The following is a 12,823-nucleotide window of genomic DNA, read 5'->3' as shown; positions in this document are numbered from 1 at the left end:
TCTTATTGCATCACAAAACCAGTAAACAATACGTCTTCCACCACTTCCGATCCGGCCACGCCGGTCAGCGCATCCTGCACTTCCCGCAGGGCCTTTTTCTTCAGCTCTTCTTTGCCGTCCACCGTAATCAGCTGCTCTGCATTGCTGGTGCTGAAGGTTCTGAGCAAGGTGCTTTCAATCAGCGGAATATGCACTTTGGCCGTCTCTTCATTGTTGCTGCCCCGTACCAGCAGCTGCACTTTAATTTGCACCAGCCGGTCTTTGGTCGCCCCCGGCACATTAAAAATAAAAGGCCGTGGCATAGTGACATAAAGTGCTGAGCCTTTATTGGCGCCAGCGGCTGCGTCACCTTCAGCAGGAGCGGCGCCCTCGGCGGCTACCTCAGCTTCCATCGGGGCCGGCTCCGAGCCCCCCGACATCATCAGGAAGGCTCCGCCCCCTATGGCCAGCACGCCCACTGCGGCGCCAATAATAATCAGTTTCTTCTTTTTGCCTGAACCATCGGCTATTTCTAAGTCTTTACCTTTTCCCGCTGCCATTGCTCGTCCTCTTCCGGCTGAATGACCAGTATTATTGACCTCGGCTTCCGGCAAAGGCAATGATAAGTTGGTGCCCGGCTGCTGCTTTACTGGCCTGTCAGTTCATGTCAGGCGTAATAGTCCACCACCCGGTCAGACACCGCCACCTGCACCTGAACAGCAGTCAGGTCATCTTCGCCGCCTAAACCATGACCTGCAGTCGCGCTGCGGCCATTCTGGCCCTGGCCAGATCCATCCGAGGCCTGACGACCTGATGAGCTGTCCTGCTGGACTGAGCCCTGGCTTAATTCAATGCCCTGCTGCTGCAACAAGTCACGTAAACGTGGCATCTGTTGTTCCATCAGGTCACGGGTCTGGCCGTTTTGTACGACAAACTGCACAGACATCTGGTCTTGCTGCATGCTGATTTTCACCTGCATTGAACCCAGCTCAGCCGGGTCCAGCCGGATTTCTGCGGTTTGTACTTTGTCACGAACCATCAGCATCACCTGCTCCTTCAGCTGGGCAGACGCTTCCGGCTGGATCAGGTTCAGTTTTTGCCCCAACAGATCCGCCTGGCGCTGCGCCTGCGGGTTCAGCCTTTGGTTCAGCTCCTGACCCTGCACCACTTTTTCCTGAGCAATAGCCTCTTTTAGCTCCTGTTGGAAACTTTGCTGTAACACCATTCGTTCTGGCCGGATGGAGGCTTCCGCTGACTGCTGCGGCAAGGTCTGTTGTTGCCCCTGCTGCTCCTGCTGAGTGTCCGTCTGTTGTTCGGATGACATCAGCACCTCGCCGTGCTCGGCCGATCTTTCTGCGTTCACTTTTTGTTCAGGCTCCAGAGCACTATTGCTGGTTTTATCAGCTTTCGATGGCTCTGCATGAACGAACGCTACACTGTCGCTCTGCAACTGCTGTGCAAGGGGTGGATTGGACGATTCGGTAACCTCAGCAGTCTGCTCAGCCACAGACAAAGCAGCTTCAGGGACATCCGTCGTCGTTTGGGTCTCACTTGATGTTGGCGTAGTGGCTTCAATGAGCGTCATCTCAGTCCCCATTAAGGCCTGACTGTCCGTCATTGCAGTTTCTGTGAACACTCCATCCGCTGAGCTGCTCAATGAAACAGCGGCTTCTGTGTCATTGTTTTCATTTGTTGTGCCCTTAGCGACCATTGCTGCCGATGTTTTTTGTCCTGCACCTGTGTTGAGAAGTGCTGCGGCTGAAATCAGTTTGTCTTGCGCAACACCCTCTGTACCGACAGTCAGTTGAACAGCGTCAGATGGCTGTACTGCATCCGCTGCTTTTTGTTGTCGCTGCTCAGCCACTGTTTTTGTTACTTTCTGTTTTATTTCTTTTTCTGCCAATTCCACCAAAGACTGCTTAGCGGCAGCTAAGGTCTGTTCCTTGTCCTGCGCCACATTTTTAGCAGCCGCCAAAGTGAAATCGCCGTCCAGTTTTTCTTTTACCTCGTCACCCTGCCTATCCAGAAACTGCAGCAGATCCGCTGACATCTCAGGGTCGCTGTGAGCAGTCTCAGTGGCGTTTCCGCCCGAACTTGCTTGATTTTGCAGGGTTTTGCTTAACAAAATAGCATTGTCCAGATACTTCAGCAGCTCAAACTCTGTGGGAGCTGTGCCAGGTATTTTGCTGTGTTGCTCTGGCGCAGTCGGCTCATCCTCCACCACAAGTGCCGTGCCAAGCTGACTGCCCATCTCCCCCTTGTCCTGTGCCACGGAGTCTGATGCAAAGGCCGGCTGCGCTTCGGGGATTGTCAGATCATGGGTTTTAGGTAACGGCTGATTTTTCACCGGCAGTGTCAGCTTGTCCGCGTTGATTTCAGCTTCGTCCGAAACCAGATTGGGCTCAGATGTTGAGGAAGCCGCTGCTTTTTTCGTATTGATGTTCGACCCAGACGTTTTTTCAGCCTGTGCGGCGGCAAGACTTTGCCTTTTTCTTTTCTGTTCAGTCACAGAGTTTGCGGCCTGTACCTGCTGTGCCAGCTCGTCGGAAAAACGGCTGTCTGAGTCATCAGCAACCAGAGCCTTGGCGCTTTTGGCCGGGTTTAATGCGTTATCCCGCCCCATCAGTGCTGTGATCATCAAGTCGGTCATAGGTTACTCCGCCTCAGAGTGTTGCAGCATCATGGCTGCCACAACCACCCATTCTTCATCTGACAAAAATCGTGTTATTGGTTTATCTATTCAATTCCCGCGCCAGAATTTACGACACGCGACGGAAAAACTGCTGAGTGGCAATTTCATCCAGCAGTTTCTGTTCCTGCCGGGCAGCTTTGGCTTGCTGTACCAACTGCTCTTTTTCAATCAGATGCTCCAACGCTTTGCGCTTTTTTTGCATTTCCAGATACTGCCGCATGCGCTGATCTGCAGCCGCTTTGGCTTGCTGCACCATTTGTTGTTGCTGGCTCAGTGCTTTATCCAATTTACTGATAAAGTTCAGGTACTGATTAAATTGGCGGCTCGCCAGCCCCTGCTGACCACGCTGGTGAGTTTGTTGCAGATAATCCGTCCGGTATGCGGCCAGACCGTCAAACTTTTGTTGCATGTTCTGATAGTTCGCCAGAGCGCCCTGATACAGCGCCCGCAGCTTGTCTTCTTTTTCCTGCTGGAATTTCACCAGCAGTTGCAATTGCGCCAGTGCCATCCTTTATTTTCCTTTGGCTGAGGGTAACAGTTGTTCCAGCAGCGCAAGACTGTCGTCGTAAGGCACCACTTCTTTCATCTCCTGCTGTAAAAAACTGCGGATCTTTGGCATCAGGCCAATGGCCAGATCAAGCTGCGGGTCAGCCCCCCGCACGTACGCACCAATGGCGACTAAATCTTTGCTTTGCTGGTAGGAGGCATACAACTGTTTGACACCTCGGGCCAGTTTCTGGTGCTCCATACTGGTGACCGCAGGCATCACCCGACTGATGGATTTTTCGATGTCGATAGCGGGAAAGTGGCCACTGTCCGCCAGTTGCCGCGACAGCACTATGTGACCATCCAGAATGGCACGGGCGGCATCGGCAATGGGGTCCTGCAAATCATCACCTTCCGACAACACAGTGTAAAACGCGGTAATGGAGCCCTGACCGGCCGCGCCGTTACCCGCCCGCTCCACCAAGGCCGGTAATTTGGCAAACACCGAAGGCGGATAACCTTTGGTCGCAGGTGGCTCCCCTACGGCCAGCGCAATTTCCCGTTGCGCCTGGGCATACCGGGTCACTGAATCGAGCAGCAGCAACACATCCAGGCCTTGCTCGCGAAAATACTCCGCCACCTGCACGGCAGTTTCGCAGCCTTTTAACCGCATCAGCGGCGATACATCGGCGGGGGCAGCCACGACGACTGAACGGGCCCGGCCTTCTTCGCCCAGAATTTCATCGATAAACTCTTTGACCTCGCGACCCCGTTCACCGACCAGCCCTACCACTATCACATCGGCCGAGGTCCCACGGGTCATCATGCCCAGCAGCACCGATTTCCCCACACCAGAACCGGCAAACAGGCCCATACGCTGGCCTTTGCCGACCGTAATAATGCTGTTGATAGCGCGAACCCCCACATCCAGCGGTGCATGGATAGGCTGACGTTGCAACGGGTTAATCGGAGGTTTTTTGCGGCCGCCAAATTCCTGACTCAGCACAGGGCCTTTGCCGTCCAGCGGTTTACCAGCGCCGTCAATGACCCGGCCCAGCAGCGCCATGGTCAGAGGCACCCCTTTGTAATCGTGCAATGGTGTGACACGGGCACCCGGTACCACGCCAGATACATCGTCTTTTGGCATCAGAAACAGACGGTCACTGGCAAACCCAACCACTTCAGCATGCAGCTCGCCAGTCGCGGTTTCCACACTGCAGGTCTGGCCAATGCCTGCAGTGCAGCCAGTGGCTTCCAGTGTCAAACCAACGACACGAACCAAACGGCCTGCCAGAGTAGGCCGCGACCGCTGAATATACTGTTCCTGTTGTTTCAGGTGGGCCAGAAGATCGGTTGCCGCCATGAATGTACCCGGTTAAGAAGGATCCTGTGACTGGCTATGCAAAAAGTGCTCCAGACTTGTCGCTATACGTTGTTTCAGGCTGCGATCTATGCTGGATAATGGCGTTTCTATCAGGCAACCCCCTTGCTCCAGGCTGGGCTCGGCGCGCAATTGCCAGTGGCGCTGGGTTAGTTCAGCTTCTGTATAGTGCTGTTGCAGCACAGCCAAATCGTCCGGGTGCAGTTTAATCAGCACCTGTTCGGTTTGCAGCGGCAGTACCGCCACAGCATCACTGACGGTCTGTAGAATCACTGCAGGGTTGGTTTTGGCTTCCACGCCAATCACTGCCTCGGCCATCCGCAGCGCCAACTCGGTCAGTTGCTGCTTCACCTGGTCATTCACTTGTGCCAGGGGTTGCTGCAGTTGGTCCACTAACTGGGAAAGCTGCTGTTTGATGGCATCCACTTCCGCTGCCGCATCTTCCAGCCCCAGTGTTTTGCCTTCCTCCTGGCCTTGTTTTAAGCCATCCTGCAGGCCCTGATTCTGGCCGTCCTGGTAGCCTTGTTCAAAGCCGGCAGCTTTGCCTTCGTTAAAACCCTCGTCGTAAGCGGCCTGGCGGATTTGTTCAATATCCTCAGCCGTTAACGGCTTTAACTCAAGCTCTGCGCTCTCGTCTGCTGCAGGCACAATTTTCGGATCAGGCCTGGTTTTATATAAGGCGTTGGTGCGGTTCGGAGCCCTTTTACGGTCTGCCTCAAGCACTGGTGCCGGCCATTGCTTCAGTAACTCCAGCAACTCCTCGTCGGGTTCAAAGGGCTGCTTACCCCGGAAATGATCGGTCATCTGTTACTCCGTCAGAGGAAATCTTCGCCGCCACCGCCGCCGAGCATAATTTCGCCTGCATCGGCCAGACGTCTGGCCACAGACAGAATTTCTTTTTGCGCCGCTTCGACTTCGCTGACCCGTACCGGGCCCATGGCTTCCAAATCGTCCATCAGCAACTCGGCTGCACGTTTGGACATATTCTTCAGGATTTTCTCTTTTAAGTTTTCGTCGGCGCCTTTCAGTGCCTTCATCAGCGCATCCTGCTGCACTTCGCGCAAAATGGTCTGAATGGCTCTGTCGTCGACATCCAACAGGTTTTCGAACACAAACATCAAATCCTGGATTTGTTGCGCCATTTCTTCGTCGTGCTCGCGGATGGCGTCCATCAGCTGGCCTTCGACATTGGTGTCCAGGTAGTTCATGATATCGGCGGCTGCTTTCAGGCCGCCCATTTTCGCTGCCTGCGCACCGGCCTGGCCGGCAAATTGTTTTTCCATAATTTCGTTCAGTTCCTGCAACGCGGCGGGCTGAACTTCTTCCAGGTTGGCAATACGCATGGTTAAATCCAGCCGCACCTTCTCCGGGAACTGCGACAAAATTTCCGCCGACTGCTCTGGTTCCAGATAAGACAGCACAATGGTCTGGATCTGCGGGTGTTCGTTGCGGATAATGTTGGCCACCTGCTTCGAATCCATCCACTTCAGGGAATCCAGGCCTTTGGCGCCACCGCCCAGAATAATCTGGTCAATCAGATTCGAGGCTTTTTCTTCACCCAACGCAGCCGTTAAGGCACGGCGGATAAATTCTTCGCTCTGGAAGCCGATGGTGCTGAAGTTCTGGATCTGTTCGATAAACAGCTTGTGCACGGCGGCAATTTTGGACTGGTTCAGATCTTCAATCTGTGCCATTGCCATCCCCACCTTCTGCACCTGCTTGGGTTCCAGGTGCTTCAGGATTTGCGCCGCATCCTCTTCGGACAGACTCAGCAACAGGATGGCGGCTTTCTCCACGCCATCCAGTTTGCCCACATCAAAGGTGGGTTTGATCGTATCTACATTACTCATCTTCGCTTAACCAGTTTTTCACGACCAGAGAGGACAGTTCAGGTTCGTTGGCTACCAGAGCCCGCACCGCTTTTAATAAGTCTTCGTCACCATGCAAGTCCGGCAGCATCAGGGTGCCATCAGCCGCAAAACCAACCGACTTCGCGTCAAATTCTTTGGTCAGCATATCCATGGTTTCATCACCCAGATCCAGACCACTGCTCAGTGAGGCTTCATCATACACCTCTGTGGTGTCTTCTGGGTAAATCAGACGTTTAAGCATCGGACGAATGACGGCCAGGATCAACACAATAATAATCAGGGTGCCGACCAGCAGTTTCATCATCCGCATAAACCACTCCTGCTCGTAAATAGGAGGTTCTTCTTCGGTGATCAACGCTTCGCGGGCGAATGGCACTGACACCACTTCAATGGTATCGCCGCGCTGCACATCAAAGCCAATCCCCCCTTGCAGCAGCCGGCGTATATTCGCCAGCTCCGCCTGGGTACGGGCTTGCGGTGCAGCCGCTTCGCCTTCGGCCGCTGCATCGCCTGGTTTGTAGTCCACCGCCACTGACACGCTAATGCGGCGGATCACACCGGATTGTTGGGTCGAATGGCTGATGGTGGTGTCCAGTTCATAGTTTTTGGTAATTTCTTTGCTGTTACGGCCTGGGATCACCGGTTGGGCGCCTTCCCCGCCAACCTGTTCCGGAATATTGCTGTTCAGTGGTGGCTGGTTGGATAAAGCGCCGGGAATGCCTCCCACACCGCCGCCAATGCTGTTTTGCTCAATACTCATTTCACTGCGCACAGCCGGCAAGTCCGGGTTAAAGCGTTTTTGGGTTTGCTCCACCGCCGTAAAATCCATTAACAGGTCGACTTGAGCTGTGTAGTTATCGACGCCCAGCACCGGGATCAGAATAGAGTCAATTTTCTGACGATACTCTTCTTCCCTGGCCCGCTCCATTTCATACTCTTTACGCACCCGGGCTGAACTGGCGTCCTGCGAGCCACTGTTCAGCAAGCGGCCGTTCTGGTCGGTCACTGTGACACGGCTGGGCTCCAGACCCTGCACCGCAGACGCCACCAAGTCCACAATGGCGTCCACTTCGCTTTCTTTCAGGCTTTTATTGCCTTTGACGCTGATCATCACTGTGGCGGAGGGTTGTTTTTCACGACGGGCAAAAATATTTTCTTTCGGAATAGCCAGCAACACCCGGGCCGAGGCTACGTTTTGCATCTGTTCGATAGTGCGCGCCAGCTGTTGCTCACGGCTGTGTTTTAACCGTTCAGTTTCCAGACGCTGACTGACACCAAAGCCACTGTCCTGCATCAGAATTTCATCACCTGAACTTTGTTGCTGCTGCACACCGGCCCGCACCATATCCAGCTTGATATTCTGGTACTCGTCGCCATTGACCAAAATGGTGCTGCCTTCGAGTTTGTAATCAATTTTCTGCGCGTCGAGGTAATCCAGTGTGGTAATTAACTCCTGGGTTTCAAAAGTGCCTAAAGGCCGCATTTCCGGCTCACGGGCCCAGAGAATAATCAGGACGGCTATGGCTATACAAATGGTCAGCGCCACAATCAGGCTGATCTGACGCACCATATCCATACCACCGGCGGAGCCCAGAAAGCCAGATTTCTGCTCCTGCTGCTCTGGCATCTTACTGAATTCGTCGGATGCCAGTGCCAATTCTGTTGATGTACTTTCAGCCACCTTCTACTCCTTACTACACAGGCATCGACATAATTTCTTTATAGGCTTCCACCAGCTTGGTGCGAACCTGCACAGTTGCGTCAAAAGCCAGTGACGCTTTTTGGCCGGCAATCATGGCCTGGGCCAGTGATACACGAGGGTCGCCCATCTCTACGGCCGTACTCAAATTACGGCTTTCCCCTTGCAACGCATTGACGTTGTCCAGAGCACCTTTGAGCATGGCGGAAAAATCCGACTGGCTGGTATTGATAGCTGGCTGTTTTGGCAGCGCCAGATCCGTTGATACGGCACGGGATTCCAGCATCATGGATTGCATTTCCTGATATAAGCTATGGCCCTGGATTTTCATGGTAAGCACCTGTCAAAACTTTGTTGTCGGCTTCAGATAACAGAGGTAAAGCACAAGTCATGCCAGAGTCAGCCAATGGCCAGTTCAAAGCTCAGCAGCAACACAAAAAATAAAATTAAGATATTGAATTAAATATGAATTCAACAAAAAATCAGAGCGGGTCTGCGGAGCTTTTTAGTGAGGAGAAGGTGAAAAATTCGCAGAAACTGCTTCTCAGCAGCCTGATGTCTGTTGACGGGTCAGGCTGCTGATAAACGGGTCGGTTCAGCGCTCTCAGGCCGGTAACTGAATACCGGATTCCCGCATCCGGGCCAGTTTATACCGTAAAGTTCGGGCGCTGATGCCGAGCCGTTCCGCCACATCCTTGCGGCTGTTGGCACAGGCTTTCATGGTTTCCAGAATAATGCGGTGCTCCTGTTCATAGAGCTCAGATTTAAACAGACTCAGATCCGGGTCCTGCACGGCGGGCACAGCCGCTGCGCTGCTGACGGGAACAATTTCCAGCAGAATATCGTCCGCGTCTATCACTTCACCATCCGAAATAATCAGCGAGCGCTGCATAATATTGTCCAGCTCCCGCACATTGCCCGGCCAGCTGTGTTGCAGCAGTTTTTGTTGCGCAGCCAACGACAGTTGCGGCGCCGCCAGGCCTGTCTGGCGGCTGTGCCGCTCCAGCAAGTGCTGCGCCAATGGCAGAATATCTGCAGGCCGCTCAGCCAGAGCCGTCCAGGTCAGGGGGAACACGTTCAGCCGGTAGAACAAGTCTTCGCGAAACAGACCTTCTGCCACTGCCTGCTTCAGATCTCTGTTACTGGTGGCGACCACCCGGACATCCAGTTTGACGGTTTTCCGGCTGCCCAACCGCTCAACCTCACGCTCCTGCAGCACCCGTAATAACTTGGCCTGCAGGTTCAGGTCCATTTCACTGATTTCATCCAGCAGAATGGTGCCTTGCTGGGCTTGTTCAAACTTACCGGGGCAAGACTGAATGGCACCGGTAAAAGCGCCTTTTTCATAGCCAAACAAGGTGGCTTCCAGCATGTTCTCCGGAATGGCAGCGCAGTTAATGGCGACAAAAGGGCCACTCTGGCGTGGGCTTTGCTGATGGATATAGCGGGCCAGCACTTCTTTACCACAACCACTGGGGCCCAGCACCAGCACATTGGCATCCGAACGCGCCACTTTTGCCGCCAGGCGGATCAACTGCTGCCCCTGCTCAGAGGCCACGACAGGTTCAATCGCATCCACAGTTTCAGCCAAAGCATAACGGGCCACCATATTCACCAGCACCTCAGGTGCAAAAGGTTTGGCCAGGTAATCCACGGCGCCCTGACGGATGGCCAGCACAGCATCATTGACATTGGCGTAAGCAGTCATCATCAGCACAGGCAAAGCCGGGTAATTCAGCTTGATGCTTTTGAGCAGTTCAAGGCCTGAGACAGCCCCCATCTGCACGTCACTGACCACTAAGGCCACCTTGTGCTGCTTTAATAAACTCAGTGCCTGCTCGGCGTTTTCAGCCTGCAGTACCTGATAATTAGCCAGGTTCAGGGTATCAGCCAAGGCTTCACGCAAACCTGAATCGTCTTCAACCACCAGAATGTTAGTTGTGTGCATAATCCAACTCCTGCGGCTGCATCACCGCCTGATACAAAGGGAAAACCAGTTCAAACCGGGCCCCACCACTTTGGCTGGTGCGGTACTGCACCAGACCATTGTGCGAGTGCACCACAGCCTGCACCACCGCCAGCCCCAGGCCTGTCCCCTGGCTGCGCGTGGTAAAAAAGGGTTCAAAAATCTGTTGCTGTAAATGGGACGGCACGCCTGGGCCATTGTCTTCCACCGCAATCAGCACCTGTTGTGGATTGTCTGGTGCCAGCCGGGCTTCCAGCTTTAATAAAGCGCCGGGGCCTATGATCTGCATGCTGTTTTGCAGCAGGTTTTGAATAGCACCGGCCAGGCTGCGGGCATTGCCAAGAATTTGCACATCCGGTTGCGGCAGCTCCACCTGGATCCGGCCCTGTTGCTGCTCAATCAACACCTCCACACCGGCAAAGACTTCGCTGAGCAGCTGCTGCATCGACAAAGGCACCACCTGCTGTTCGCGCCCCGCACGGGCGAATAACAGCAAGTCATTGACCTGCTGTTCTAAATCCTGCAGACGGGCCACCAGCTTGTGCTGGAACTGCTCACGGGATAAAGGGTTCAATTTTGGACTACCCAGGTTCTGTGCGTACAACAGGGCGGAAGACAACGGGGTGCGGATTTGGTGTGCCAACGACGCCATCATGCGCCCAAGCGTCGATAAACGTTGTAAATGTGCCATGCGGCTTTGCAACTGACGGGTTTCCGTCAGATCGGTCAACACGATCAACTGCCCAGTTTCGGGTTCCATGGAGCTGATTTCCAGCTTGACGCGGCGGCCATCCTGCAAAGACACTTCCATACCGTCGTCACTGCGCGGCCTGAAAGCTCTGCTGATAATATCCAGCCAACGCTGACCGGTCAGAGGTTCGCCCAGCATAGAGCGCGCAACCGGATTGGCCTGGGCGACAAAACCACGCTCATCCAGTACCACAATGCCGGTTGGCAGCTTGTGGATCAGATGCTCCAGCCGTTTGGCCGTGCGAATAGCATCCGCACAGTGATCAGCTTCTGACTGCACTGCATCAATGGAAACATAGGCATAGGCTCTGCTCATGGCAACCCCACAAAAACTTTGACATTCGCCAAAGCAATGCACAAGACATGCCACAAATATTATTGTTTTAAATCAGAACCTTAAGAGAACATTTTTTTGACAGCACGGGGGTTGAGTATAACCAGCCCCCGCAGTGTGGGATGACGCTTTAGCTTTCGTCACGCATCAGATTGTATTTACGCATTTTCTCTACCAGGGTGGTGCGGCGTAAACACAGCAGGTCGGCAGCGCGGGCCACTACATATTCATGACGCTCCAGCGCCTGAGAAATCAGCGAAATCTCCAGCTCCGCCAGAAACTCTTTCAGATCCAGCCCATGTTCCGGCAACAAAGACGGATCACCAACGCCGTTACTCAGATTCGGATTGACTAAGTGTTCCTCCTCATCCTCGTCACTGAACTGAAAAAGTTCGTTGATGGCGTCGCGCTCCTGCAACGCATCCGGGTACTGCGGCACATAAGTGTCCACATCCAGATGACGGTATTTTTGCGGTAATTCGGCGACATCCACCACCTGGTTCGGAAACATAATGGCCATACGCTCCACCAGGTTCGCCAGCTCCCTGACATTGCCCGGCCAGCTGTGCAACTTCAGACTGTCCAGAGCCCGCTCAGTAAACTTGACTCTGGCATGGCCCTGCTGTTCGGCCCGGTGCACCAGCTCCTGGACCAGAGCGGGCAAATCCTCAGCTCGGTCACGCAGTGCCGGCGTTTCGATTGGAAACACATTCAGCCGGTAGAACAAATCTTCCCGAAACCGGCCCTCTTCGATCATTTGCTCCAACGCTCTGTGTGTGGCGGCAATAATACGGACATCGGCTTTAATCGGCTGACTGCCGCCTACCCGTTCGTATACCCGCTCCTGCAGCACCCGCAGCAATTTCACCTGCATAGGCAGCGGCATATCACCAATTTCATCGAGAAACAGTGTGCCCCCCTGCGCCAGCTCAAAGCGGCCTTTGCGGGTGGAAATAGCGCCGGTAAAAGCGCCTTTTTCATGACCAAACAGCTCGCTTTCCAGCAGTTCGGCCGGGATAGCGCCACAGTTCAGTGGCACAAAAGGTCCGCCAGCTCTGTTGGACAAGGCATGAATATTACGGGCGACCACTTCTTTACCTGTACCTGAGTCGCCCAGGATCAGCACATTGGCATCGGTTTTGGCCACTTGCTGGATCAAAAAACGGACCTGTTGCATGGCCGGGGTCTGCCCCACCATACCAATAAAACGATGCTGTTCTGCCTGGCTGCGTTGCCCTGGCAGTAAACGATGGTATTCCTGGCAATCCCGTAATAACTGGGTAAAGGAGGCATAAGCGAAAGGTTCTGTCAGCAAACCCACTGCATTGGGCTGAGCCAGATGCACCTTCAGGTTATCCCCAACCAGTAAAAAAGCGCACAGCGGGTGTTGTTCAATCAACAGCTGATGCTGCTGTGAACTCAGGGCCCCCAACAACACCACGGCTTTGGGATCATCCTGCAGAAAAGCCGGCAGTTGCGATTCCTCCAGCAGCTGTGGCTCTTCACCGATAAAGCTCAGCACTGCAGCGAGACGTAAAGCTCTGGACTCGTGTTGATCTAGAATATAAAGCTTATTACTCATAGGCTTAAAAAAGGTCTTTTATCCGATGCGCTTTTTTATTCCATTGTACAGCGGAGAGTTCAGCTTGCAAGGTAAAACGCTGG

The 12,823-nt window shown here is 53.9% G+C and carries 11 protein-coding genes; all 11 read right to left on the bottom strand.

Annotated features, from left to right (window positions below):
• Positions 1–2 precede the first annotated feature (2 nt).
• The 11 genes from fliL to WKJ04_RS14735 all read right to left on the bottom strand — a co-directional run bounded on the left by fliL (position 3) and on the right by WKJ04_RS14735 (position 12,740).
• A complete protein-coding gene (fliL, locus tag WKJ04_RS14785) occupies positions 3–539 on the bottom strand; it encodes a flagellar basal body-associated protein FliL (protein ID WP_337881117.1) in 537 nt (178 codons plus the stop codon).
• 107 nt (positions 540–646) lie between these two features.
• Positions 647–2,629 carry a flagellar hook-length control protein FliK gene (locus tag WKJ04_RS14780; RefSeq protein WP_337881116.1) on the bottom strand — a complete coding sequence of 661 codons (1,983 nt, stop codon included), beginning with the start codon at positions 2,627–2,629 and terminating at the stop codon, positions 647–649.
• A gap of 109 nt (positions 2,630–2,738) precedes the next feature.
• Positions 2,739–3,179, bottom strand: a complete 441-nt coding sequence (fliJ, locus tag WKJ04_RS14775) for a flagellar export protein FliJ (RefSeq protein ID WP_337841098.1) — start codon at positions 3,177–3,179, stop codon at positions 2,739–2,741.
• Between the two features lie 3 nt (positions 3,180–3,182).
• Positions 3,183–4,520, bottom strand: coding sequence for a flagellar protein export ATPase FliI (fliI, locus tag WKJ04_RS14770; protein ID WP_337881115.1), 1,338 nt, complete (start codon positions 4,518–4,520; stop codon positions 3,183–3,185).
• Positions 4,521–4,532: 12 nt separating this feature from the next.
• Positions 4,533–5,342 (bottom strand): flagellar assembly protein FliH, encoded by an 810-nt coding sequence (gene fliH, locus WKJ04_RS14765; protein WP_337881114.1) that lies wholly within the window; start codon positions 5,340–5,342, stop codon positions 4,533–4,535.
• An 11-nt stretch (positions 5,343–5,353) separates the two neighbouring features.
• Complete coding sequence (gene fliG / locus WKJ04_RS14760; RefSeq protein WP_337841101.1) at positions 5,354–6,388, bottom strand: flagellar motor switch protein FliG; 1,035 nt, start codon at positions 6,386–6,388, stop codon at positions 5,354–5,356.
• Positions 6,381–8,090, bottom strand: a complete 1,710-nt coding sequence (gene fliF / locus WKJ04_RS14755; protein ID WP_337881113.1) for a flagellar basal-body MS-ring/collar protein FliF — start codon at positions 8,088–8,090, stop codon at positions 6,381–6,383. The genes fliG and fliF overlap by 8 nt, the downstream gene beginning before the upstream one ends.
• Positions 8,091–8,103: 13 nt before the next feature.
• Positions 8,104–8,439: a flagellar hook-basal body complex protein FliE gene (fliE, locus tag WKJ04_RS14750; RefSeq protein ID WP_337841103.1), complete on the bottom strand. Its 336-nt coding sequence runs from the start codon at positions 8,437–8,439 to the stop codon at positions 8,104–8,106.
• A gap of 273 nt (positions 8,440–8,712) precedes the next feature.
• Positions 8,713–10,056, bottom strand: a complete 1,344-nt coding sequence (locus WKJ04_RS14745; protein WP_337881112.1) for a sigma-54 dependent transcriptional regulator — start codon at positions 10,054–10,056, stop codon at positions 8,713–8,715.
• Positions 10,043–11,140, bottom strand: coding sequence for an ATP-binding protein (locus WKJ04_RS14740; RefSeq protein WP_337881111.1), 1,098 nt, complete (start codon positions 11,138–11,140; stop codon positions 10,043–10,045). The genes WKJ04_RS14745 and WKJ04_RS14740 overlap by 14 nt, the downstream gene beginning before the upstream one ends.
• 148 nt (positions 11,141–11,288) lie before the next feature.
• Positions 11,289–12,740, bottom strand: coding sequence for a sigma-54-dependent Fis family transcriptional regulator (locus WKJ04_RS14735; protein ID WP_337881110.1), 1,452 nt, complete (start codon positions 12,738–12,740; stop codon positions 11,289–11,291).
• Between the last annotated feature and the right edge of the window lie 83 nt (positions 12,741–12,823).

The organism is Rheinheimera sp. (genome assembly GCF_037442345.1).
Taxonomy (GTDB): Bacteria; Pseudomonadota; Gammaproteobacteria; order Enterobacterales; family Alteromonadaceae; genus Pararheinheimera.
The sequence above is the reverse complement of the archived record's forward strand: the minus strand, read 5'-3'. Positions and strand labels throughout refer to the sequence as shown.

Excerpts from the sequence above, each read along its gene's own strand:
- fliG (WP_337841101.1), bottom strand. The coding sequence starts at position 6,388 with ATGAGTAATGTAGATACGATCAAACCCACCTTTGATGTGGGCAAACTG.
- fliE (WP_337841103.1), bottom strand. The coding sequence starts at position 8,439 with ATGAAAATCCAGGGCCATAGCTTATATCAGGAAATGCAATCCATGATG.
- WKJ04_RS14735 (WP_337881110.1), bottom strand. The coding sequence starts at position 12,740 with ATGAGTAATAAGCTTTATATTCTAGATCAACACGAGTCCAGAGCTTTA.
- fliJ (WP_337841098.1), bottom strand. The coding sequence starts at position 3,179 with ATGGCACTGGCGCAATTGCAACTGCTGGTGAAATTCCAGCAGGAAAAA.
- fliH (WP_337881114.1), bottom strand. The coding sequence starts at position 5,342 with ATGACCGATCATTTCCGGGGTAAGCAGCCCTTTGAACCCGACGAGGAG.
- fliI (WP_337881115.1), bottom strand. The coding sequence starts at position 4,520 with ATGGCGGCAACCGATCTTCTGGCCCACCTGAAACAACAGGAACAGTAT.
- WKJ04_RS14740 (WP_337881111.1), bottom strand. The coding sequence starts at position 11,140 with ATGAGCAGAGCCTATGCCTATGTTTCCATTGATGCAGTGCAGTCAGAA.
- WKJ04_RS14745 (WP_337881112.1), bottom strand. The coding sequence starts at position 10,056 with ATGCACACAACTAACATTCTGGTGGTTGAAGACGATTCAGGTTTGCGT.
- fliL (WP_337881117.1), bottom strand. The coding sequence starts at position 539 with ATGGCAGCGGGAAAAGGTAAAGACTTAGAAATAGCCGATGGTTCAGGC.
- WKJ04_RS14780 (WP_337881116.1), bottom strand. The coding sequence starts at position 2,629 with ATGACCGACTTGATGATCACAGCACTGATGGGGCGGGATAACGCATTA.